At 72.3% G+C, this 22,605-nt stretch carries 21 protein-coding genes; 9 read left to right on the top strand and 12 right to left on the bottom strand.

Translation table 11 applies throughout. The features are described from left to right. Both NYZ98_RS29995 and NYZ98_RS29990 read right to left on the bottom strand, forming a co-directional pair. Positions 1-1,329, bottom strand: a complete 1,329-nt coding sequence (locus NYZ98_RS29995) for an ABC transporter substrate-binding protein (protein ID WP_262846933.1) — start codon at positions 1,327-1,329, stop codon at positions 1-3. 56 nt (positions 1,330-1,385) lie between these two features. Beyond that, positions 1,386-2,588 (bottom strand): ROK family transcriptional regulator, encoded by a 1,203-nt coding sequence (locus tag NYZ98_RS29990; protein ID WP_262846932.1) that lies wholly within the window; start codon positions 2,586-2,588, stop codon positions 1,386-1,388. A gap of 434 nt (positions 2,589-3,022) precedes the next feature. On the opposite strand from NYZ98_RS29990, the gene NYZ98_RS29985 reads away from it, so the two are divergent. From NYZ98_RS29985 to NYZ98_RS29965, 5 genes are all read left to right on the top strand, one after another. Beyond that, the gene (locus NYZ98_RS29985) at positions 3,023-5,212 is read left to right on the top strand and encodes a HelD family protein (RefSeq protein WP_262846931.1); all 2,190 of its coding nucleotides are present in this window, start codon (positions 3,023-3,025) and stop codon (positions 5,210-5,212) included. Positions 5,213-5,807: 595 nt separating this feature from the next. After that, complete coding sequence (gene lnt, locus NYZ98_RS29980) at positions 5,808-7,397, top strand: apolipoprotein N-acyltransferase (RefSeq protein ID WP_262846930.1); 1,590 nt, start codon at positions 5,808-5,810, stop codon at positions 7,395-7,397. Then, positions 7,397-8,140, top strand: coding sequence for a polyprenol monophosphomannose synthase (locus NYZ98_RS29975; protein ID WP_262846929.1), 744 nt, complete (start codon positions 7,397-7,399; stop codon positions 8,138-8,140). The genes lnt and NYZ98_RS29975 overlap by 1 nt, the downstream gene beginning before the upstream one ends. A gap of 159 nt (positions 8,141-8,299) precedes the next feature. After that, on the top strand, positions 8,300-8,842 hold the full coding sequence (locus NYZ98_RS29970; protein ID WP_262846928.1) for an FxsA family protein: 543 nt from the start codon (positions 8,300-8,302) through the stop codon (positions 8,840-8,842). A 140-nt stretch (positions 8,843-8,982) separates the two neighbouring features. Next, positions 8,983-9,822, top strand: a complete 840-nt coding sequence (locus NYZ98_RS29965; RefSeq protein WP_262846927.1) for a helix-turn-helix domain-containing protein — start codon at positions 8,983-8,985, stop codon at positions 9,820-9,822. 280 nt (positions 9,823-10,102) lie between these two features. On the opposite strand, the gene NYZ98_RS29960 is transcribed toward NYZ98_RS29965, so the two are convergent. From NYZ98_RS29960 to NYZ98_RS29950, 3 genes are all read right to left on the bottom strand, one after another. Then, positions 10,103-10,447: an RNA polymerase-binding protein RbpA gene (locus NYZ98_RS29960; RefSeq protein WP_262846926.1), complete on the bottom strand. Its 345-nt coding sequence runs from the start codon at positions 10,445-10,447 to the stop codon at positions 10,103-10,105. 171 nt (positions 10,448-10,618) lie between these two features. Continuing rightward, complete coding sequence (locus NYZ98_RS29955; RefSeq protein ID WP_262846925.1) at positions 10,619-11,965, bottom strand: MFS transporter; 1,347 nt, start codon at positions 11,963-11,965, stop codon at positions 10,619-10,621. Positions 11,966-11,991: 26 nt separating this feature from the next. Then, the gene (locus tag NYZ98_RS29950) at positions 11,992-12,795 is read right to left on the bottom strand and encodes a glycerophosphodiester phosphodiesterase (protein WP_262846924.1); all 804 of its coding nucleotides are present in this window, start codon (positions 12,793-12,795) and stop codon (positions 11,992-11,994) included. 233 nt (positions 12,796-13,028) lie between these two features. Here NYZ98_RS29950 and NYZ98_RS41600 point away from each other — a divergent pair, with 233 nt between their 5' ends. The 4 genes from NYZ98_RS41600 to NYZ98_RS41710 all read left to right on the top strand — a co-directional run bounded on the left by NYZ98_RS41600 (position 13,029) and on the right by NYZ98_RS41710 (position 14,991). After that, entirely contained in the window at positions 13,029-13,934 is a 906-nt protein-coding gene (locus tag NYZ98_RS41600; RefSeq protein WP_380708498.1) for a class I SAM-dependent methyltransferase, read from the top strand. Between the two features lie 334 nt (positions 13,935-14,268). Then, positions 14,269-14,403, top strand: a complete 135-nt coding sequence (locus tag NYZ98_RS41720) for a hypothetical protein (RefSeq protein ID WP_456115261.1) — start codon at positions 14,269-14,271, stop codon at positions 14,401-14,403. 174 nt (positions 14,404-14,577) lie between these two features. Next, on the top strand, positions 14,578-14,742 hold the full coding sequence (locus NYZ98_RS41715) for a hypothetical protein (protein WP_456115260.1): 165 nt from the start codon (positions 14,578-14,580) through the stop codon (positions 14,740-14,742). A 12-nt stretch (positions 14,743-14,754) separates the two neighbouring features. Further along, positions 14,755-14,991, top strand: coding sequence for a hypothetical protein (locus NYZ98_RS41710; RefSeq protein ID WP_456115259.1), 237 nt, complete (start codon positions 14,755-14,757; stop codon positions 14,989-14,991). 142 nt (positions 14,992-15,133) lie between these two features. Here the strand turns inward: NYZ98_RS41710 and asnB are convergent, their stop codons facing one another. From asnB to NYZ98_RS29905, 7 genes are all read right to left on the bottom strand, one after another. Further along, a complete protein-coding gene (gene asnB / locus NYZ98_RS29935) occupies positions 15,134-17,032 on the bottom strand; it encodes an asparagine synthase (glutamine-hydrolyzing) (RefSeq protein ID WP_262846923.1) in 1,899 nt (632 codons plus the stop codon). Then, entirely contained in the window at positions 17,020-18,186 is a 1,167-nt protein-coding gene (locus tag NYZ98_RS29930) for a glycosyltransferase (protein ID WP_262846922.1), read from the bottom strand. Before NYZ98_RS29930 ends, asnB begins: the two co-directional genes overlap by 13 nt. A gap of 101 nt (positions 18,187-18,287) precedes the next feature. Next, positions 18,288-18,860, bottom strand: coding sequence for a TrmH family RNA methyltransferase (locus tag NYZ98_RS29925; RefSeq protein WP_262846921.1), 573 nt, complete (start codon positions 18,858-18,860; stop codon positions 18,288-18,290). Positions 18,861-18,867: 7 nt separating this feature from the next. Continuing rightward, positions 18,868-19,548 carry a class I SAM-dependent methyltransferase gene (locus tag NYZ98_RS29920; RefSeq protein WP_262846920.1) on the bottom strand — a complete coding sequence of 227 codons (681 nt, stop codon included), beginning with the start codon at positions 19,546-19,548 and terminating at the stop codon, positions 18,868-18,870. Positions 19,549-19,646: 98 nt separating this feature from the next. Then, entirely contained in the window at positions 19,647-20,594 is a 948-nt protein-coding gene (locus tag NYZ98_RS29915; protein WP_262846919.1) for a VWA domain-containing protein, read from the bottom strand. Beyond that, positions 20,591-21,574 carry a DUF58 domain-containing protein gene (locus NYZ98_RS29910; protein WP_262846918.1) on the bottom strand — a complete coding sequence of 328 codons (984 nt, stop codon included), beginning with the start codon at positions 21,572-21,574 and terminating at the stop codon, positions 20,591-20,593. Before NYZ98_RS29910 ends, NYZ98_RS29915 begins: the two co-directional genes overlap by 4 nt. Further along, a complete protein-coding gene (locus NYZ98_RS29905) occupies positions 21,571-22,599 on the bottom strand; it encodes an AAA family ATPase (protein WP_262846917.1) in 1,029 nt (342 codons plus the stop codon). The genes NYZ98_RS29910 and NYZ98_RS29905 overlap by 4 nt, the downstream gene beginning before the upstream one ends. Positions 22,600-22,605: the final 6 nt, after the last annotated feature.

Here is a 22,605-nt window from a genome sequence, read left to right as displayed (position 1 = left end):
TCAGTTGCCCGAGGTCAGCTTGAGCTTGTCGTTGATCTTCTTGTCCACGTCGGCGAGCAGCGCGTCCAGGTCGGGCGCCCGGCCGGACTCCCACTTGATCTGGGCCTCCTGCAGCGTCTGCTGGTTGAACACCGAGTTGAGCTGCGCCGGCAGCGTCGCGCTGCTGGGGTTGGCGAAGATGTCGAGGAACGTCTGGAAGTTGGGGTCCTTGTCCAGCTTGGGGGACTGGAGCGCGGGCAGCGTGCTCGGCACGTTGCGCAGCGCGTTGGACAGGTTCACCACGGCGTCGGTGTCGGTGGTGAGGTACTTCACCAGGTCCCAGGCCGCCTCGGGGTTCTTGGCGCCGCGCGGGATGCCGACGACCGTGCCGGCGATGAAGCCGCCGCCGTAGAGCTGGGGCTTGTCGTCGGCCACCGGGATCGGCGCGGTGCCGTAGTCCAGGTCCTTGGCGTCGGCGGCGATCATGGCGTTGCGCCACTCACCGTCGATGGCCATGGCGACCTTGCCCTTCATGAAGGGGTTGTCGGCCGACCACTCGTCGCCCATGCTCTTGCGGAACTTCTCCAGCTTGTCGTAGCCGAACCAGTCGACCAGGTCCTTCTGCCAGGTCATGAGCTGCTTCCAGGCAGGGTCGGAGGCGACCGCGGAGGTCCCGTCGGGGTTGGTCCACTTGGCGCCGACCATGGTCCCGGTGTGGATCGGGGCGTTCTCGTACATCTGGCTGTGCGGCACGAAGCCCGCGACCTTGATCGTGCCGTCGGCGGCCCGCACGGTGAGCTTCTTGGTCAGCGCCGCCAGCTCCGACAGGGTCTTCGGCGGCTGCTCGCCCTTCATCAGCTTCTTGTTGTAGTACAGGCCGTAGGAGTCGGCGAGCATGGGCATCACGCAGCGGTTGCCCTGGTATTGGGTGTACTCCGCGATCACCTTCGGGAAGATCGACTCGTCGATCTTGCTCGCCGCCAGGAACGGCTTGAGGTCCTGGAAGATCCCGGTCTTGCAGAACGTCGCGACGCTGTCGGTGGTGAACGACATCGCCACGTCCGGGGGGTTGCCGCCCCGCGCCGACTGGATGATCTGGTCGTCCTGGATGGCCTTGGTCGTCTTGACCGTGATCCAGGGATATTTCTGCTTGAAGCCGGCCAGGGCGTCGTCGAAGGCCTTCAGCTCGTTGTCGGCGCTGAAGCCGTGCCACATGGTGATGGTGACGGGTTTCTGGTCGGGCGTGCTCCCCGCGGACGGGATCGCGGGCGCGCTCTCGGTTCCCGCGGTGCAGGCGGCCGCCGACAGCACGGCCAGACCCGCCGCCACGAGCAGCAGACGTGTTCTCACAGGGGTTCCTCCTCTGAGGTGGGGTGGGCGATCAGGAGGGCGGGCCGGGGGCGGGCCTAGGTGGGGACGGTGGAGCTGAAGATCTCGTCACGGGAGGTGGCGAGGGCGAGGCCGAGGGCTCCGGTGAGCACCGGGTTGCTCTCGACGGTGGACATCCGCACGGGCGGACGCGGGAACGTCAGCGCGTGCAGTTCCTGCTCGACGAGTTCGGACAGGACGTCGCCGCCGGCGAGCAGCATGCCGCCGGTCAGCACGACGATCTCGGGGTCGATGACCGAGACGATCGGGGCCAGGCCGGTGGCCAGCCGGGCCGCGATCTCGCGCAGCGCGCTCCCGGCCCGCTCGGCCCGCACGCCGCCGAGCGCGGCGTCCCGCACGGCGTTGCGCATCGCCCGCGCGGGGTCGGTGCCGCGCAGGCCGTGCGACCGCAGCAGCTTCAGCACCGCGGGGCCGCCGGCGAGGGCCTGGAAGCCGTGGTCGCCCCGCTTGCCGGTCTCCCGGGGCGTCGGCGCGCCGACGATGGGCATGTAGCCGACCTCCCCGGCGCCGCCGGTCGCGCCTCGGTGCAGCCGCCCGCCGAGCACCAGCGCGGCCCCGATGCCCTCGTCGGCCCAGAGCAGGACGAAGTCGTCGTGGCCGCGCGCGATGCCGTGGGCCTGCTCGGTCAGGGCGACGAGGTTGACGTCGTTCTCCACGTCGACCGGGACGCCGAGGCCGTCACGGAGGGTCCCCACCAGGTCGGGGATGTGCCAGCCGGGGATGTGGGCGGCGTAGCCGAGCCGGGCGGTGGCCGGGTTGACGGCGCCCTGGATGCCGATCACGATCCGGTGCAGCGCCGCCGGGGCCACGCCCGCCTGCAGGCAGGCCCCGTTGACGGCGCCGCGCACCCGGTCCACGACGTCGCCGGCGCTCCTGCCGGGGGTCGGGAGGCGGAACTCGGCCGTCACGGTACCGGTGATGTCGGCGACCGAGGCGGCGATGCGCGCCGGGGTCACGTCGAGCGCGGCGACGTGCGCGGCGAGCGGGTTGATCCGGTACAGCTCCGCCGTCCGTCCCGGCAGGCCCTCGCGGATGCCGTCCAGCACGACCAGCCCGGCGTCGTGCAGCCGCGACAGCAGTTGCGAGGCCGTAGGCTTGGACAGGCCCGTGAGCGCGCCCAGTTCGGGACGGGTCAGCGGCCCCCGTTCCAGCAGCACCTGCAGTGCGGCGCGATCGTTGATCGCCCGCAGGAGACTCGGGGTCCCCGGCTGCGTGTTCACCGCACACGCTCCTCGGCCCGGCCGTCGGCGCACTCGGATTGCGGACCGTTCCGGCGGAAGTTAGGAAAGCTTCCTAACTTGTAAGGAAAGTACAGGGGCATCCCCGAGCGGGGTCAAGGGCCGCTACCAAGCTGTGACCAGGTTGGTAGCGGGTGGCAGCCTGCCTGACGTGCCGCGATCCGGCGCGCGGGGCCGGGCGGGAATCAGCGGGGAAAACGAAAAAAGCCGCCTCTCGGGCGGCGTACGGTACGAAGTGCTCTCGTCTCGATCTGCTATTCTAAGGCCTTGTCATAACATTAATCACAAAGTGCAATAAAGGCCCGGAGTTTCACATTACTACCAATAATAATGAAGCAGGGGCTACCCGTCAAATCGAGCTCGCCAAGGAGCAAGAATACGTCACCGGCCTCTACGAGCGGCTCGACCTGCTGCGCGTGCGGACGCGTGAGCAGCTCAACGGCGTACTCGCCCAGGGCGGCGGCGGCACCCACCAGAACCGTTCCGAGCGCGACTCCTTCGCCGGGATGTACGCCGAGCGCCTCGCGCGGCTGTGGGCCGTGGAGAACGGGCTGTGCTTCGGCCGGCTCGACCTGGCAGGGGAGAGCCCCCACTACATCGGCCGCCTGGGCCTGTCCGACGACGACCAGACGCGGCTGCTGATCGACTGGCGCGCCCCCGTCGCCCAGCCGTTCTACCGCGCCACCCCCGCCGTCCCCATGGGGGTGACCCGCAGGCGCCACCTCCAGACCAAGGGCCGCCAGGTCGTCGGCGTCGACGACGACCTGCTCGACCTCGACCGGCTGACCGAGGCCGACCGTGCCACGCTCAACGGCGAGGCCGCCCTGCTCGCCGCCCTGGACGCGAAGCGCACCGGGCGCATGCGCGACATCGTCGCCACCATCCAGGCCGAGCAGGACCGCGTCATCCGCAGCGACCTCAACGGCGTCCTGGTCGTCCAGGGGGGCCCGGGCACCGGCAAGACCGTCGTCGCGCTGCACCGCGCCGCCTACCTGCTCTACACCCACCGCGACCGGCTGGCCCGCCGCGGCGTGCTGATCGTCGGCCCGAACCTCACCTTCCTGCGCTACATCGAGCAGGTGCTGCCCTCCCTCGGCGAGACCGACGTCCTTTTGTCCACCGTCGCCGAGATGTACCCCGGGGTGACCGTCACCGCGCGCGACACCGCCGAGGCCGCCGCCGTCAAGGGCTCCCTGCGGATGGTCGACGTGGTGGCCAGGGCCGTGCGCGACCGCCAGCGGCTGCCCCGGCAGCCGATCGACATCAAGATCGGCGGATACACCCTCCGGCTGGACCAGCGCACCTGCGAGGCCGCCAGGAACCGCGCCGCGCGCAGCAACCGCCCCCACAACGAGGCCCGCGTCGTGTTCGTGCGCCACGTCCTCGGCGCGCTCGCCAGGCAGGCCGCCAAGGCCCTCGGCCGGGGCATGCTGGAGGAGGCCGACCTGGACGACCTGCGCGAGGACCTGCGCACCGAGCCCGCCGTCAAGACCGCGCTCAACCGCCTGTGGCCCTACGTGACCCCTCAGCGCCTGCTCATCGGCCTGTACGCCTCCCGCGAGCGGATGTCCTACGCCGGGCTGAACGCCGCCGAGCAGGACGCGCTGTACCGCGAGGTCCCGCGCGGCGGCGACCACTGGACCGAGGCCGACGTGCCACTGCTGGACGAGGCCGCCGAGCTGCTCGGCGAGATCGACGCCGGGGTGCTGCGCGCCGCCGCCCTGCACGCCGAGGAGGAGCTCGCCGCCGCACGGCGCGCCGAGGAGGCCGACCGCGACTCCGAGCTGACCTACGCCCGCGAGGTCCTGGAACTGACCGGCATGTCCGACATCATGGACGCCGAGCGGCTCGCGGCCCGCCACCGCGGCGACGACGTCCATCTGACCACCGCCGAGCGCGCGGCGGCCGACCGCACCTGGGCGTACGGGCACATCATCGTGGACGAGGCGCAAGAACTGTCGGCCATGGCGTGGCGGATGCTGATGCGCAAGATCCCCACCCGCTCGATGACCATCGTGGGCGACATCGCCCAGACCGGCTCGGTCGCGGGCACCGCCTCCTGGGGGCAGGTCCTGGACCCCTACGCCGGCGGGCGCTGGCGCGAGGAGACCCTGACCGTCAACTACCGCACCCCCGTCGAGCTGATGGCCGTCGCCGCCGACGTGCTCAAGCTCGTCGGCCCCGGCCTCAAGGCGCCGGAGTCGGTCCGCGAGACCGGCGAGCCGCCGTGGGCGCGCCGGATCTCCGGCCCCGGGGAGCTGGCCCGGGTCGTCGGCGAGGAGATCGTCCAGGACGGGCGGCTGGTCGTGATCGTCCCGGTTTCGCGCGCCGCCGAGCTCGGCCGGGCGATCACCTCCTCGGTGCCGGGCGCGGTCGCCGGGCCGACGGCGGGCGCGCTGGAGGCGCCGGTGCTGGTGCTGACCGTCACCGAGGCCAAGGGCCTGGAGTTCGACGGAGTCCTGGTCGCCGAGCCGGGGGAGATCCTGGCCGAGTCGCCACGCGGTGCCAGCGATCTTTACGTCGCCCTGACCCGTGCCACCCGCAGGCTTGGCGTCCTGCACACCGGCGACCTGCCCGCCGTCCTGTCCCGCTGCGAGAATTCGTGAGGCCCCGGGCGCGCCCGCACGCCGCGTGAGCGGAGCGACTGCCACAAACAGGCCTGCCCGAGTGATGACATCGATCCACATGACGGCATTGACGGCACTCACGTCTCCTGTCCTAGCTGCGAAAACTTGGCGTTTCCACTGATCGGGACACGGTTGACATCTGAGCTGAGGTCGGTAGTTTGCTGGACAGTCCAGCACGGGACTACCGGTTGGCCGTCTTCAGACATCGTCGGATTCTGCGTCATGACGGAGTGACGATCCGTCTGCCCAGCCAGGCGCAGCGCCGGCGTTCCGTCGAGCCGGGGCACCTCAGCCGGATGGGGGGTTGGACCCGGGAGGGGCCCGGACACCCAGTAGACAACGGATTTCCGCGCTCGCCGCCGACGAGACGGATCCGGTCCGAAGGGTCGTCCGGGCCCTCTTCCCGTCCCGTGCCGCCACCGCAGCGTGGTTCCTGGGGTTCCCGAAAGGGGGAGACCCAGGGATCACCATGCGTGATCTTTCACCGCCGCGCCACACGGGCGGTTGGAGCGGGGCCCGCAGGGCGGTAGCGTTCGGTGGTCACCGAAGGACCCGCGAGAAGAGACCCGCCCCTGTGGCCCAGCGCACGGTGCAGGACGAGGAGCGGGCGCCGGCCGCCGCCGTCGTCCGGCCCTCCGCGCACCCCTACCGCCGCCTCGCCGCCTGCCTGGCCGGCGGCGTCCTGCTGTACTTCGCCTTCCCGCCCGCCGGCCTGTGGTTCCTGGCCCCGCCCGGCGTGGCGCTGCTCACCCTCGCGGTGCGCGGCACGGGCGCCCGGCGCGCCGCCTGGCTCGGATACGCCGGCGGCGCCGCCTTCCTGGTCCCGGCGCTCGCCTGGGTGCGGCCGATCGGCGACGACGCGTGGCTGATCCTGGTGGCCGTCGAGAGCCTGTTCTTCGCCGCGATGTCGGCCGGCGTCGCCGTGGTCGCCCGGCTGCGCGCCTGGCCGCTGTGGACCGCGGCCCTGTGGGTGGCCCAGGAGTGGATCAGAGGCCTGTTCCCGGTCGGCGGCTTCCCCTGGGTCCGCGTGGCCTTCAGCCAGGGCCACACGGCCTTCACGCCCTACGCCGCGATCGGCGGCGCGCCGCTGGTCACCTTCGCCGTCGTGCTCTGCGGCACCCTGCTGGCCCTGGCCGCCGTACGGCCCCCGCACCTGCGCCGCACCCGGGGGACCGCCCTGGTCCTGGCCGGCGCGCTGGCGGTGCCCCTGCTCGGGTACGCCGTCCCCCTCCCCGGGGACGGCGGGAAGACGATCCGGGTCGGGGTGATCCAGGGCGACGTCCCCGGGGAGGGCATGGGCTTCCTCGGCGACGAGCCCGCCGTCGTGCTGCGCAACCACGCCGGCAAGACCCACGAACTGGCCGAGGCGGTCAGGGCCGGGAAGGTCGCCAGGCCCGACATCGTGGTGTGGCCGGAGAACTCCACCGACATCGACCCCTACCGCAGCGCGCTCGCCCGCGGGATCATCGACGACGCCGTGCGCGACATCGGCGTGCCGGTGCTGGTCGGAGCGGTGGCCCGTTCCGCCGACGGGCAGCACCGCTACACCCGCGGCGTCGTGTGGGACCCGGTGACCGGGCCGGGCGCCTACTATGACAAACGCAAACTGGTGCCGTTCGGCGAGTTCGTCCCCTTCAAGGACTTCCTCGCGAAGTTCATCAAGCGGGTCAACCTCGTCGGTCTGCAGTCGCTGGCCGGCACCCGGGAAGGCGATCTGAGGATGGGACCGGTGACGGTGGGAGCGGTCGAGTGCTACGAGGTCGCCTTCGACGACATCGTGCGCGGCACGGTGCGCGCCGGCGGCAGCCCGATCGTGGTGCAGACCAACAACGCCACCTACGCCCGCACCGGCCTGCCCCCCCAGCAGCTCGCCATGTCGCAGCTGCGCGCCGTAGAGCACGACCGTGCGGTGGTCATCGCCGCCACGACCGGCATCTCGGCCTACGTCGACCCCGGCGGCACCGTGCGATGGCGGACCGCCGAGAAGGTCGCCGACATGGCCGTGGTGACCGTCCCGGTCCGCACGGGCCAGACCCTCGCGACCCGCGCCGGGGCGCTGCCGGAGTGGGCGCTGCTGCTCGCGGGCCTGGGTGCCGTGGCGGCGGCCCTCACCCTGCGGCGCGCGGCGCCACGTCAGGACACCACCGAAGCAGAGGACGGGTGATGGAGCGGAGTCTCGGGAGGGTGCTCGTCATCGTTCCCACGTACAACGAGCGTGAGAACCTGCCGATGATCGCGGGAAGGCTCCGGGCCGCCCTGCCCGACGTCCACCTGCTGGTCGCCGACGACGGCAGCCCCGACGGCACCGGCGCCGTGGCCGACGAGCTGGCCGCCGCCGACGACCACGTCCACGTCCTGCACCGCCCCGGCAAGCGGGGCCTCGGCGCCGCCTACGTCGCCGGGTTCCGCTGGGGCCTGTCCGAGGGCTACGACGTGCTGGTCGAGATGGACGCCGACGGCTCCCACAAGCCCGAGGAGCTCCACCTGCTGCTGGACGCCCTGGGCGGCTCGGCCGACCTGGTCATCGGGTCGCGGTGGGTGCCGGGCGGCAGGGTCGTCAACTGGCCGGCCTCCCGGGAGCTGCTGTCGCGGGTCGCCAACACCTACGCCCGCCTCATGCTGGGCGTGCCGGTGCGCGACACCACGGCCGGCTTCCGCGCCTACCGCGCCTCGACGCTGGAGAAGATCGGGCTGGACGACGTGCGGTCCGAGGGCTACTGCTTCCAGGTCGACCTGACGCTCCGCACCGTCCGGGGCGGCCTGCGGGTCGCCGAGGTGCCGATCACGTTCGTCGACCGCGTGGTCGGGGCGAGCAAGATGAGCCGCGCCATCGTCGCCGAGGCCTTCTGGCGGGTCACCGTCTGGGGCCTGACCGGCCTGCCGCGCCGCCTGCGCCGGAGCCGCTGAGCCACGCCCGCCGGGCGAGTGGCCGGCGACGGCGGGGCGGCCGGCGCGCGGGCCGGCGGAACGCCATGGCCGGCGGGTCACGCCGTGAGCGAACCGGTCCGGTACGGGAACCCCGGGGCGCGGTCCGGGCGTTGTACGTCGCGAGGTGAGGGTGAGGCCATGCTGCGTGTGCTGATGTTCATATCGTTCCTGATCGTGCCGGTGCTGGAGATCTGGGTGCTGATCCAGATCGGGCAGGTGATCGGCGGGTGGCAGACCGTCGGCCTGCTGATCCTCGACAGCCTGCTCGGCGCCTGGCTGGTGCGGCGGGAGGGCAGGCGGGCCTGGCGGGCCCTGCGCCAGGCGCTGGAGTCCGGCCGGATGCCCGACCGCGAGCTCGCCGACGGCGCCCTGATCGTCGCCGGCGGCACCCTGCTGCTGACCCCCGGGTTCGTCACCGACATCGCCGGGTTCTTCCTCATCCTGCCGTTCACCCGCCCGGTGGCGCGGCGCTGGCTGACCTGGTTCTTCGGGCGGCGCGTGCGGGCCATGGCGTCCGGGTCGCCCTTCGGCGTGATGTTCCCGCCCCAGGGCGGGCCGGGGCCGGGCGGCGCGCGCGTCGTCAGCGGCCAGGTCGTCGACGAGCCGCACACCGGCCCAGGGACGCCGGGCGACCCCGGCCGCCCCTCCCTCGGCCCCCGCGGCGCCGCGGACGACGCCTGAGCGCACCATGAAACGGCCTCTTCGCAACGTGGGGTGTAGTTGGGGAGCGAAATGCGCCGGGGCGCCTGTCAGGGATCGGCGCCGGCTCGATGCCGGCGGCGGCGCGTGATGCCGGATGGGCCGTCGGCGATAATGTCGGCGTGGAGTATGTGTCCAGGGTGCCCGGTCCGCCGCTGGACGGGCTGATCGACGACCTCTACTACCTGGAGGGCGCCCCGCCGTACTCCCGGTTGATGCTGCCGGCGGCGCCCGCGCCATTGCTCATCGTCAACCTCGGGGCGCCGTTTCTCATCCGCGCAGGCACCGACGTAGACGCCGTGGAGTACGCCGACGGCTGCGCGGTCACCACGCCCACGCGTGCGTGGGAGTTCGGCTACCCAAGCCCGACCCGGTCCGTGGGCGTCCACTTCAGGCCGTGGGGCCTGGCACCGTTCCTTCCGATGCCCGCGGCCGAGTTGTGCGACCGACCTGCGACGGTGGAGCAGATCTGGGGCCGGCCCGCCATCGCTGAATTGCGACACCGACTGACCTTGGCGGACGCACCGCACGAAATGCTGATGTTGCTCGAGGAGGAACTGGTGCGACGGCTGCGGGTGATCGACGGTCTTGACCTGGTCCGCCAAATGAGCAGCGCCGTCGCGGCGACAGGCGGGACGGTGCCGATCAGCGACATCGGTGTGGCGGCCCGCGCCAGCAGCACGTATGTGGCGAAGCGGTTCAAGGCCGTAGTCGGTGTCACGCCAAAACGGCTGGCTCGCAGCTACCGCTTCAGCTCCACCGTGCTGGCGCTCGACGTCGCCGCACCGATCGACTGGGGAGACGTCGCCGCCGGCGCGGGCTACTTCGACCAGGCCCACTTCGTGCGCGAGTTCCGGGAGTTCACCGGGCTCACGCCGACCCGGTACGCCGAAGTCCGGCGGCGATTCCTGCGCGATCATCCCGACCACGTCCTGGACGGCTGGCCGCTGCCGGCCGATTGATTTCGTACAAGAGCGACAGCTCACGCCGCACAAGACTTGGGACTCCGACAGGGTGATCCCCAAGCAGACGATCACGACTGTACGGTGCCCGAAACCTCATGACAAGGAGGGTGAAAATACGTTTCGGTCTGCCGTTGACACGCCACGAGGCGTGACAGTAAACGGGGGTCCCCGGCCGCCGGAAAGGCCGCGACCGCCCGGCGCGACACGCCGTCGGGCGGGCATGAGAAAGGCGCCCCCGGGCCACCCGCAGGTGGGCCGAAGGCGCCGGTAGGTTGGGTCAGGCGCTCTTGCGCCGCTGTGCCCGGAGGATCGCCAGACGCTCGTTGAGCACCTCTTCGAGGTCCTCGATCGTGCGGCGCTCCAGTAGCATGTCCCAGTGAGTGCGCGGCGGCTTGGCCTTCTTCGTTTGAGGTTGCTCCGCATCCACCCGTAGCGCGGTCGCACCGCAACTGCGGCACTCCCATGTCGCCGGGATCTCCGCCTCCGCGGCAAGGGGCACGTCGAAGCGATGGCCCTTCGGGCAGGTGTAAGGCACCTCCTGGCGCGGGGCCAGATCGGTGTTGCGGTCGTTCTCGTAGCTGGTGGCTCCGAGACGGGTTCCGCGAAGTGCACGCTCGCCCATGTTTCAATGCCTCCTGAGGGCCCCGTTATGAGGGGTGGGTCTCCACGGCTTACAACGCTTGATACCGTGGATGGATTCCCACCCTTGGGGTGATCCAATCGCGCTTTTCGCCTCGGGCACGCGCCGCTTGCGAAGCTGATCTTGGTGGCACCCCCCTCCGCGGGGCCTTCCCTAGATGCGCGCCGGCACCTCGTTGCCCGCCTCACGAATGGCCCGTGGCAGGTTGACGGCCATGAGGAGCCCGAATCCGATCACGAAGAAGATCACCAACGACAGGATCGCCACGCGGTAGCTGTTGGTGATCTGGAGGGCCAGGGTCAGGGTGAACGACCCGAGCAGGGACGACCCCTTGTCGCTGATCTCGAACAGGCTGAAGTACTCCGCCTCCCTGCCCGCGGGGATCACCAGTGAGTACAGCGACCGCGACAGGGCCTGGGTGCCGCCGAGCACGATGGCGATCAGGAACGCGATGGCGTAGAACTGGACGGCGGCGCCCTTCTGCAGGAAGTACGCCACGGCGACCACGCCCGTCCAGACCACCAGGCTGACCAGGACGGTGCGCTTGGTGCCGAACCGCGCGGCCAGCCGCCCGAGCAGCAGCGCCCCGCCGAAGGCGACGAACTGCACCATCAGGATCGCGGTGATCTGCGTGCTCTTGCCCAGGCCGAGCTCCTGGTCGGCGTAGGTGGCCGAGAACGAGATCACCGTCTGGACGCCGTCGTTGTAGATCAGGTAGGCGAGCAGGAACAGCAGGCTGCGCGGGTAGCGGCGCAGGTCGGCGAGGGTCCGGCCGAGCTGGCGGAAGCTGCCGCCGATGATCTGGCCGGGCGTGGTCTCGTCGGTGGCGACCCGGCGGTTGCGCAGGCGCATCAGCGGGATCACCGTGAAGACCGCCCACCACAGCCCGGCCGAGGCCAGGCTGATGCGCACCGCGAGGCCCGTCTCGATGCCGCTGCCCTGGTAGAGGAACAGGTTCACCGCCAGCAGCACGAACCCGCCGAGGTAGCCGAACCCCCAGCCGTGCGAGGAGACCTTGTCCCGCTCGTCGGCGGCGGCGATCTGGGGCAGGAACGAGTTGTAGACGACCATGGCGGCGCCGAACGCCACGTTGGCGACGATGAACAGCACCCCGCCCAGCACGTAGGCGTCGCCCTGGACGAAGTAGAAGCCGAGGGTGGCCGCCGCGCCGAGGTAGGCGAACAGGCCGAGCAGCTCCTTCTTGCGGCCGGTGTGGTCGGCCAGGGCGCCGGCGACCGGCATGACGACGATCTGCAGGACCACCGAGATCGCCACGATGGCCGAGAAGTAGGCCTTGGCACGGAAGTCGAAGCCGAGGAAGCCGACGAACCCGTTCTCGCCGCCGGCCGCCTTCTCGGCGAGCGTGGTGAGGTACGGCCCGAGGAAGACCGTGATGACCGTCGACTGGAAGCCCGAGTTGGCGAAGTCGTACCAGTACCAGCCCCGCTGTTCGCGCTTGCGCGCCAGGGGGAGGTCTTCGGCGACGGTGGAGGTGGTCATGGGGGGCTCCTGGCCTTGTCAGGGGGTCACGCGTGCGCGGCGGGGTGGCGCGGGTACCACTGGCCCCGGCCGCTGAGGACGTCCCTCAGGCCCGAGATGTTGTCGGTCATGATGCCGTCGACGCCGAGGTCGAGGAGGTGCTCCATCGCGCGCGGGTCGTCGATGGTCCATACGTGGACCTGCATGCCGAGGGCGTGCGCCGTGCGCACCAGGGCGCGGGTGGTCACCCGCACCCCGCGGAAGCCGACCGGGACCTGCGCGCAGGGGACGCCCGCGCGGGCCAGGCCGCCGAGCAGGCGCCCGTACCCCGAGCCGAGGGCGGCGGCGCGCAGCCGGGCCACCCCGCGCGGGCCGAGCGCCGAGCAGACCGGGCGGCCCACGGCCATGCGGGCCCTGGCCAGCCGCATGTCGGAGAACGAGGTGAGGCACACGCGGTCGTAGGCGTTGGTGCGGCTGATCGCCTCGGCCAGCGGGCCGATCGCCGGGGACTCCTTGACGTCGATGTTGACCTTGACGTCCGGCCAGGTGCCGAGGACCTCCTCCAGCAGCGGGATCTCCTCCACGCCGCCGATGCGGGCCCGGCGCACCTCGCGGTAGGGCAGGGCGGCGAGGCGGCCCTGCCGGTCGGTCACCCGGTCGAGCCGGTGGTCGTGGAACGCGAGCAGCACGCCGTCCGCCGTGGCGTGGGCGTCGGTCTCCAGGTAGGTGTACCCCATCTCGACGGCCCGGGAGAAGGCGGCCATGGTGTTCTCCCGGCCCTCGGCGGCCCCGCCACGATGGGCGAAGGCCAGCGGGCCCGGATGGTCCAGAAACGGGTAGCGGCGCTGCACGAGCAGGAGTATCCCCTGTACGACCCTGCCACGTCAGCTCACCCGGGTGAACATTTTCGTCTTTATTGGGCTGGAGGTAATGGTCCTCATCGAAGCGACCGGCGGCCCGGTCACCGGCTTCGGTTCCACGGCCGGAGCCCGGGCCGGCCCGCCCTCCGGCGGCGCCTTCGCAGGGTGACCGACCGGCTGCGCTAGGTTATGGATCATCGTTCGGCGGGCGAGGGGAGACGACAGTGGACGAGAACCTTCTGCAGGTCCGCCGGGGGGAGAGGTTCGCCTTCGGCCGCAACTGGAAGGCCTTCACCGGCCTGGTCGACGAGCGCCGCGTCCAGAGCGCGGCCGGCTCGCTGCGGTCGGCGCTGGGCGTCGAGGACCTGGCCGGGCGCACCTTCCTCGACGTGGGCTGCGGCAGCGGCCTGTTCTCACTGGCCGCGCACCGCCTCGGCGCCCGCGTGCACGCGTTCGACGTCGACGCCGAGGCGGTGGAGTCGGCGGTGCGGCTACGGGGCGCCTTCGCCCCCGGCGCCCCCTGGACGATCGAGCGGGGATCGATCCTGGACGGCGGCCACCTCGCCCGGCTGGGGACCTTCGACGTGGTGTACGCCTGGGGCGTCCTGCACCACACCGGTGCAATGTGGCGGGCGTTCGACGCCGCCGTCGGGCTCGTGGCCCCCGGCGGGCTGCTGTTCGTCTCGATCTACAACGACCAGGGGGGCCGCAGCCGGGTCTGGGCGGCCGTGAAGCGGCGCTACAACCGGTCGGGGCCGCTGGCCCGGGGCGCCCTGGTCGCCGCGAGCTCGGCGTACATCTACCGGGCCTGGCCCCTGCTCACCCTCACCCGGCTGCTCACCGGCCACACCGCCCGCCCGGCCGCCCGGCCGCGCGGCATGTCGCGCTGGCACGACATGCTCGACTGGGTGGGCGGCTATCCGTTCGAGGTCGCGAAACCCGAGCAGATCCTCGCCCGCGCCCACGGTCACGACCTCGGCCTGCTGCGCCTCAAGACGTGCGGGGGCGGGCTCGGCTGCAACGAGTACCTGCTCGGGCGGCCGGGCGGGCAGGAACCCGCGCAGGCGGCGGGCGATCTCGCGCACCTCGGCGGCACCCGGGGCCAGCCGTCGCAGGGGCACCCCCGCTGACCGGGCGAACCATCCCATCTGGGCGGCGGCCAGCCCCGTGTAGGCGACCGTGGACGCCAGAGCGCACCCCGCGACGCCCGCGCGGGGGATCAGCACGACGTTCAGCGCGAGGTTGGCCAGCAGCGCGCCGCCGTACATCACCGAGGTGCGGAGCGGCCGGTCCAGGCGCAGGAGATAGGCCGCGGCCGGTGCCGCCGTCGCCGCTGCCGCCACGCCGGGCGCGAGGACCAGCATCGGGACGACGCACCCCGCGTAGGCCGGCCCGGCGGCGGCGACCACCAGCGGCGGTCCCGCCAGGCAGAAAAGGACGATCGACACGGCGGCGAGCACGGCGGTGATCCGGATCGTGCGCGCGGTGTACGCCGCGGCCGTCTCCCTGCTCGACTCCATCTGCCGGGGCAGGGTGACCTGGACCACCGCGCCGGTCATGGCCCGAAGCAGCTCGGCCGGCGTCACCGCCATGGAGTAGACGCCCACCGCGGCGGGCGTGCTCATGGCGTTCAGGACCAGAATGTCCAGCCGCAGCATCAGGAAATGGCAGACGTACCCCGGGTGGTAGCGCAGCCCGCGCGAGAGGGTGCGCGCGGCCAGCGTCCGCCCGCGCGGCCGGCACACGGGCAGGGCCGGCAGCAGCAGGAGCAGGTTGACCACCACCGAGAGGGTCCAGATGATCACCACCCACTCCACGGTGAGCCACCCGGGAAGCGCCAGCGCCGCCAGGGCGGAGCACTGCAGGGCCGCCCCGGCCAGCGAGCCCCGGTTGACGATCTCGGTGCGGGACCGCAGGATGTGCACGTTGTTGACGTAGACGGTCGCCATCATGACGGGCACCGCGACCAGGCCCCAGACCAGTGTGGAGCGGTCCACGGCGGTGCGCGCGGTGAGCACGGCGGTGAACGCGGCCGCCGCCGCGCCCACGGCGAGACCCAGCCACAGGGCGTTCGCCTCGATCGCCGGCCGGTCGCCCTCCCGCTCCCACAGGGCCGTCTGCGACTTCTCCACCGACAGGTTCCCCATGGCCGCCGCCGTGATCGCGATGGTGACGATCACCCGGTAGGCGCCGCGGTCGCCGGGCCCGAGGGCGCGCGCCACGATGACGCTGGTGAGGCCGCCGGCCACCACGAGCGTCAGGCGGGTCAGGAGCAGGTGGGCCAGGCGCGTGGCGGTCACGTCCCTGCGGCCCGCCGGGGCCGTGGCGCTCACAGGGAGGGCCGCTGGGCGGCGGCCGGGCGTGCGGACAGGTGGGTCCGGTGCCAGAGCTCGAACTGCAGCAGGGTCCAGATGCGGTCGGAGTGGTCGCGGCCGCCGGCGTGCTCGGCGAGCAGGCGGGCGACGGCCCGGGGGCCGAAGATCCCCCGGTCGCGGGCGGTGGCGTCGGTGAGCAGGTCGTGCGCCAGGGGACGCAACCCGGTCCTGAGCCAGGAGGCCAGCGGCACCCCGAAGCCCATCTTCTGGCGCCGCAGCAGGTGCGCGGGCAACCAGTCCGCCACGGCGCGCTTGAGCAGGTACTTCGTCGTCCCGTCGCGGATCTTCAGCTCGCCGGGCAGGCCGGCGGCCCACTCCATCAGGACATGGTCGAGGAAGGGGGAGCGCGCCTCGATCGAGCAGGCCATCGTGCTGATGTCGGCCTTCACCAGCAGGTCGCCGGGCAGGTAGGTGTTGACGTCGACGTCCATGACCCGGGTGAGGTCGCACCCGGCGGAGGACTCCGCGAAGGCCCGTTCGACGATGGCGCCGCTGCTGACGCCCGCCACCCGGTCCCGCTGCCCCTTGGTGTAGATCCTCCGCTTCTGTTCCCCGGTGAAGTAGGACATCAGGCGCGTGTACCTGTCGGTCGTCGACAGACCGGCCAGCTCCATGCCCCAGGCCGCCTTGCGGAGCGCCGACCCCGGGCGCGACCGGGCCCGCAGGCCCCTGCCCGCCGCGCCGAGCATCGGCGCGGCCATCGACGGCATCCGCAGCCGGGCGGCCTGCCGCAGCAGCACGTACCGGCGGTAGCCGCCGAAGGACTCGTCCCCGCCGTCCCCGTTGAGCACCACCGTCACCCGCCGGCTGCTCATCCGGGCGACGAGCAGGCTCGGGATCGCCGAGGAGTCGGCGAACGGCTCGTCGAAGTGCCAGGCCAGCGCGGGGAACACCTCGAGCGGGGCGCCGGACACGAGCAGCTCGGAGTGGTCGGTGCCGAAGAGGTCGGCCACCTCCCGCGCGTGCGCGCGCTCGTCGAAGGCGGCCGTGTCGAAGCCGACGCAGTACGTGCGGATCGGCCGCGAGGACTGCCGGGCCATCGCCGCGACGACGGCGGAGGAGTCGACGCCCCCCGACAGGAAGGCGCCGATCGGGCGCTCGCCGACCATCCGCAGCCGGGTCGCCTCCAGCAGCAGCGCGCGCAGCCGTTCGGCCTCCTCCTCGATGGGGGCCGCCGGGCGGGGGGTGGCGTCCAGCCGCCAGTAGCGGTCAACGCGCACGTGCCCGTCCTGCCACACCAGGGTGGAGCCCGGCGGGAGCTTGGCGATGCCCTGGAGGATCGACCAGGGGGCCGGCACGTACTGGAAGGTCAGGTAGTGGTGCAGGGCGACCGGGTCGACCTCGCCGCGCCACCTCGGGTCGCCGATCAGCGCCTTGAGCTCGGAGGCGAAACGCAGCAGGCCGGACCGCATCCCCCAGTAGAGCGGCTTCTTGCCCACCCGGTCGCGGGCCAGCAGGAGCCTGCGCCTGCGCCCGTCCCACAGGGCGAAGGCGAACATGCCCCGCAGACGGTGCACCAGGGCGTCGCCGTGTTCCTCGTACAGGTGGACCAGGCATTCGGAGTCGCCGCTCGCGGCCAGGCGGTGTCCCTTGGCCAGCAGCTCGGCCCGCAGTTCGGCGAAGTTGTAGATCTCGCCGTTGAACACCGCGACGACCCGGCCGTCCTCGCTGTAGACGGGCTGGTCGCCGCCGGCCACGTCGACGACGGCCAGGCGGCGCGTCCCGAGCACGGCGGAGTGCTCCACGTGCAGGCCGCCGCCGTCGGGGCCGCGGTGCGCGATCGTGTCGCACATGTCCTGGACCGTGGCCGGATCCACCCCGTCCGGGCAGACGGCGCCCGCTATCGCGCACATCTCTCCTCCAGGAGACGCCCGTACAGCTCCAGGTGCCGGTCGATCATGGAGTCCACACCGAGGTTGTCCAGCGCCCAGGCGCGCGCGGTGCTGCCGAGGGACGCGCCCAGGCGTGGGTCGTGCAGCACCCTCTCCAGGGCGTCGGCCAGCGCGCCGGGGGCCTGCGGGGGGACCAGCAGGCCGCGCCCGCTCAGCAGCTCGCACGTTCCGCCGACGGCGGTGGCGACGATCGGCTTGCCCGCCGCCATCGCCTCCATGACCGCGTTGCTCATCCCCTCGCGGAGGGAGGCGAGCACGACCACCGACGCGCGGTGCATCAGGGGCTCGATGTCGCGGCGGAGGCCCAGGAGGCGCAGGTCCACCCCGAGGGCCGCCGCCTGCGTGATCAGGACGTCGCGCTCGGGGCCCTCGCCGGCCAGCACCAGGGTGCACGGCGTGCCCCGGGCGGCCAGCAGCGCCACGGCCTCGACGAGGGAGCGGTGCCCCTTGTGGGACATGAGGTTGGCGACGCAGCACACGACCGGCAGGTCGGTGCTGATCTGGGCGGGCACGGCGGGCAGGAAGGCCGAGTCGGGCAGCCCGTTGTAGATCACGCTGATCTTCTCCGGGGCGAGGCCCTCGACCTTCTCCGCGTCCTGCGCCACGGCCACGGCGTTGGCCACCACGTGCCGGGTCAGCCAGGTGGCGACGCGCTCCAGGGTGTGGCTGCCGTACCGGAGTCGTTTGAAGATGCTCAGGCTGCGCCGTCCCGCCACGATGACCGGGACCCGGGCGAGCCAGGCGATCGGCGCGCCGATCACATAGGCGTGGTAGAGGAAGGCGTGCAGCACGTCCGGCCTGAGCCGCCGCACCATCCGGACCAGGCGCGCCGCCGCCAGCAGGTTGTGCGGGACGGCCCTGGCCCCGCTCGACAGCGCCATGAAGCCCGCGTTGTGCACCGGGACGCCGGCGAGTTCGAGCGCGTCGCCGTAGGGGCCGCCGGAGTGCAACGTCACCACGTCGACCTCGACACCGCTGCGGGCCAGGCCGGTGGCCAGCAGGAAGATCTGCTTCTCGGTGCCGCCGACCCTCAGCTGCCCGGTCAGCAGCACGACCCGGCGAACCCCCTTGGGTGCCGTTTTCCTGGACGAGATCAGCTTATGACTACTCTTCACGTCCGCGATCTTACTTTCGGTGATCTTCCCCGGCGGGTGAGATCGTCACGACCGGTGAGCGTGTCGCGGATCCGCGTGCGCGCGAGGGGCGGCCCCCGGGGTCAGTCTTCGGGGCCGGCCTCGGCGGGTTCGCCGGCGGCGGCCCATTCCTGGCGGCGGGCCTCGGCCAGGACGATGGCCCCGGCGACCCCGACGTTGAACGACCCCACCCGGCCCACCTGCGGGATGTAGATCACCTCGTCGACGGCCTCCAGCAGCGCGGGGGAGCAGCCGTGGTCCTCGTTGCCGAGCACCAGGCACACGTCGCGGTCGAGCCCGGCGCGGTGCAGCGGCACCGCGTCGCCGGTCAGCTCGACGGCGATCACGGTGTACCCGTCCTCCTTGGCCGCCCGCACGGCGTCGGCGGGGAGCACGGGCTCGTGCCAGGTGACCAGGCGGTCGGTGCCGAGCGCGGTCTTCTGCGCCTTGGGGTTGGTCGGCGGGGTGGCGTTGCCGGCCAGCCAGATCTGGTCGGCGCCGAAGGCGGCGGCCGTGCGGAACAGGGAGCCGATGTTGAACGGGCCCGTCACCGATTCGAGGATCAGCGACAGCCGGTTCTCGGTGCCCCGGCGCCAGGTGCGGTTGAGCCGCTTGACGTCGGTCTGGCGCAGCTGCGTTCGGGTGCCTTGGGTCATCGGGCGGTCATCGCTCCTCGTCGTTGGCGGCGCCCCCGAGGGGGGAGGCGTCGCCGGGGGTGGGCCCGGCGCCGCCGGGGGCCGGGCGGGGGGCGACCCGGAGCACACGGTAGGCCGACCGGGAGGCGACGCGGGTCGTGTCCCAGCCGTTGTCGCCGAGCCAGCGCTGCAGGGAGTCCGACCCGAGGTGCTTCTGCACCACCAGGTAGGCCGCGCCGTCGCCGGCGAGCCGGTCGAGCCAGCGGGTGAGCATGGCGTGCAGCGCGGGCTTGCCGATGCGGATCGCCGGATTGGACCAGATCACCGAGAAGCGGACATCGGGCGGCACTTCGTCGGCATGAATCGACCTTACTTTGTCAAGGCCGGCACTTCGGGCATTTCGCTCGGTCAGCTCCACCGAGCGCCGGTTGACGTCGATCGCCCACACCGTCGCCTCCGGCGCGCGCGACGCCATCGTCAGCGCGACCGGGCCGTACCCGCAGCCGAGGTCGAGCAGGTCGCCCCGCTGGGGCGGGGCCGGCACGCTCTCCAGGAGGATCCGGGTGCCCGGGTCGAGCCGGTCGGGGGAGAAGACGCCGCTGTCGGTGGCCAGGCGCAGGTGCAGGTCCGGCAGGACCACGTCGACCGTGCCCGGACGGGCGGCCGCGCCGGGCCGCTCCTCGAAGTAATGTGCCCCCTTGGACGTCACGTGCACAGACGTTACCAACGTCGCGGAGGTCCTCGTGATCGGGCGGCCGGAACCCGCCCGGCCGCCGTCCGCGCGCCGGTGCGGCGGGGCCGGGAGGGTCAGGGGATGCGGGAGCCGAGGAGCATCGTGGCCGCCGCGACCAGCAGCCCGATGAGGATCCCGGCCACGGTGAACCACTGGCCGATCTCCTGGTGCACGATGCGGTACCCGAGGGAGCTGCCGATCTGCCCGTAGACGTCGCGCAGCTCGTCCCCGGACTCGGCCGCGTAGGCGCGCCCGCTGGTGCCGTCGGCCAGGGACTGCAGGGTGGCCTTGTTCACCGGGACCTGCACGTCGCGCCCGTCGATGCTCACGGTGCCGTCGGGGGTGCCGTAGGCGATGGTGGACACCGGCACGCGCAGGCCGGCCGCCGCCTGGATGGCCTCGTTGACCGACCGGCCCGAGGTGTTGTCGCCGTCGGACAGCAGCACGACCGCCGAGGGCGGCGGGTCGGTGACCGCGCGCTGGTCGAACGAGCGCACCGAGTCCAGCGAGTTGAACACGGCCTCGCCGATGGCGGTGCCGGGCCGGGTGGACAGGTTGGAGATGGCGGTGATCACGGCGAGGTGGTCGGTGGTGGGGGAGATGACCACGGCGGCGGAGCGCGCGAAGGACACCAGGCCCACGTTGAAGCGTTCCGGCAGGTCCTTGACGAACTGCTGGGCGGCCTGTTTGGCGGCGACCAGGCGGGTGGGGGAGACGTCGGCGGCCTCCATCGACAGGGAGATGTCCACCGCGACGATGATCGTGGCCCGGTCGCGCGGGACGCGGGTGGCGTCGGCGGGGCGTGCGGCGCCGAGCACCAGCAGGCTCATCATGACCAGGAAGAGCGCGGCGGGGACGTGGCGGCGCCAGCCGGGCCGTTCGGGGGCGACCAGGCTCAGCAGGGCCAGGTTGGTGAAGCGCACGGCGTAGCGGCGGCGGGCGAACTGGGTGAGGACGTAGGCGGCGACCAGGAGGGCGAGGGCGGTGAACAGCCACAGCCATGCCGGGGACAGGAAGATCACGCGCCTGCCCTCCTGCCGGGGTGCCGTGCGGCCAGGTGGGCGGTGCGCCGGTGGCGGAGGGCGTATTGGGCGATGTCGAAGACCCAGTCGCGGTCGGTGCGCAGGATCAGGTGGTCGGCGCCGCAGCGGCGGAGTGCCACGCGGGTGGCCTCGCGCTGGGCGGCGGCGGCCTCGGCGTAGTCGTGGCGGATCTTGGGGGTGAGGTGGATCTCGCGGGTGCGCCCGGTCTCGGGGTCGGTGAGGGCGACGAGGCCGACGTCGGGCAGTTCGAGTTCGCGTGGGTCGAGCACTTCGATGGCGAGCACCTGGTGGCGGGCGGCGAGGCGGCGCACCGGTCGTTCCCAGTCGCGTTCGGAGTGCGGGTCGCCGCCCTGGCCGAGGTCGAGGAAGTCGGAGACGATCACTCTCAGGCCGCGTTTGCGGCGGGCGGCGTCGAGGAGCACGATCGCGTCGGCCAGGCGGGTCGGGCCGGGGGCGGGCATGCCGCGGGGGGCGTCCATGAGCGTCTGCAGGAGCGCGTACATGGCGGGTCTGCCGGTGCGGGCGGGCAGGCGGTGGACGTCGTGGCCGTGGATGACGTAGGCGCCGAAGCGGTCGCCGATACGGCTGGTGAGGAAGCCGATGGCGCCGACGGCGGCGATCACCAGGTCGCGTTTCTCCATGGCGGCGGTGCCGAAGTCCATGCTGGGTGACAGGTCGGCGAGCACCCAGGTCTCCAGTTCGCGGTCGGCGACCAGGTCGCGGACGTGGGGGACGGTGGTGCGGGCGGTCACCGACCAGTCCATGCGGCGGACGTCGTCCTCGCCGGGGACGTAGACCCTGCTGTCGCCGGGTTCGCTGCCGGCGCCGGGGAGCAGGCCCTGGTGTTGCCCGTGCAGGAGTCCGTCCAGGCGGCGGACGACGGTCAGCTCCAGGCGGCGCAGGGCGTGTTCGGGGCTGGTGGCCGACCCGGTTTCGTGATCGGAGGCCGGGCGGGTCACCGCTGGGCCTGGTTCCAGACGACGAGCGGGGGTGGCACCGAGGCGAGGATCTGGCGGACGACGTCCTCGGGGTCGACGCCGTCGGCCAGGGCGTCGAAGCTGAGCATCAGCCGGTGTCCCATGACGTCCACGGCGACGTCGCGTACGTCGTCGGGCAGCAGGTAGTCGCGGCCGCGCAGCAGGGCCAGGGCCCGTCCGGCGGCGACCAGGCCGAGGGTGGCGCGGGGGCTGACGCCGATCTCGATGGCCTCCTCCAGGTCGCGCAGCCCGTATTCGGCGGGGGAGCGGGTGGCCATGACCAGGCGGACCACGTAGTCGGCGACGAGCTGGTGCACCGACACCTGGTCGGCGAGTTTCTGCAGGGACAGGAGCCGTTCGGGGTCGAGCACCCGGCCGGGTAGCGGCGGGGAGACGCTCATGCGGTGGAGGATCTCCAGTTCCTCGCCGGCGGTGGGGTGGACGACGCGGACCTTGAACAGGAAGCGGTCGCGCTGGACCTCGGGCAGCGGGTAGACGCCTTCGGATTCGATGGGGTTCTGGGTGGCCAGGACGATGAAGGGCCGGGGCAGGGGGTGGGTGCGTCCGGCGAGGGTGACCTGGCGTTCGGCCATGACCTCCAGCAGGGCGGACTGCACTTTGGCCGGGGCCCGGTTGACCTCGTCGGCCAGCAGGAAGTTGACGAACACCGGTCCGAGTTCGATGTCGAAGGTCTCGCTGGAGGGGTGGTAGACGCGGGTGCCGACGATGTCGCTCGGCACGAGGTCGGGGGTGAACTGGATGCGGGCGAAGGTGCCGCCCACGACGGTGGACAGGGTGGAGGCGGCGAGGGTCTTGGCGACGCCTGGCACGCCTTCCAGGAGGCAGTGACCGCGCGCCAGCAGCGCCACCAGCAGCCGTTCGATCATGTGGTCCTGGCCGACGATGACGCGCCGGACCTCGGTGAGGGACTGCTGGAGGAGACGGAGGTCGGCGTCGGCACCCTCGTCCGCCCCGGTCCCGTCACTGCGTTCTTCCGCAACGGTCATGCGGCC

Source organism: Sphaerisporangium corydalis, assembly GCF_025506355.1.
In the GTDB taxonomy this organism is placed as follows: Bacteria; Actinomycetota; Actinomycetes; order Streptosporangiales; family Streptosporangiaceae; genus Sphaerisporangium; species Sphaerisporangium corydalis.
Note: the sequence above shows the minus strand (reverse complement) of the source record. Positions and strands in the feature narration are given on the sequence as shown.

Excerpts from the sequence above, each read along its gene's own strand:
- NYZ98_RS29975 (WP_262846929.1), top strand. The coding sequence starts at position 7,397 with ATGGAGCGGAGTCTCGGGAGGGTGCTCGTCATCGTTCCCACGTACAAC.
- NYZ98_RS29970 (WP_262846928.1), top strand. The coding sequence starts at position 8,300 with ATGCTGCGTGTGCTGATGTTCATATCGTTCCTGATCGTGCCGGTGCTG.
- NYZ98_RS29960 (WP_262846926.1), bottom strand. The coding sequence starts at position 10,447 with ATGGGCGAGCGTGCACTTCGCGGAACCCGTCTCGGAGCCACCAGCTAC.
- NYZ98_RS29955 (WP_262846925.1), bottom strand. The coding sequence starts at position 11,965 with ATGACCACCTCCACCGTCGCCGAAGACCTCCCCCTGGCGCGCAAGCGC.
- NYZ98_RS41710 (WP_456115259.1), top strand. The coding sequence starts at position 14,755 with ATGACGGGCACCGCGACCAGGCCCCAGACCAGTGTGGAGCGGTCCACG.
- asnB (WP_262846923.1), bottom strand. The coding sequence starts at position 17,032 with ATGTGCGCGATAGCGGGCGCCGTCTGCCCGGACGGGGTGGATCCGGCC.
- NYZ98_RS29925 (WP_262846921.1), bottom strand. The coding sequence starts at position 18,860 with ATGACCCAAGGCACCCGAACGCAGCTGCGCCAGACCGACGTCAAGCGG.
- NYZ98_RS29905 (WP_262846917.1), bottom strand. The coding sequence starts at position 22,599 with ATGACCGTTGCGGAAGAACGCAGTGACGGGACCGGGGCGGACGAGGGT.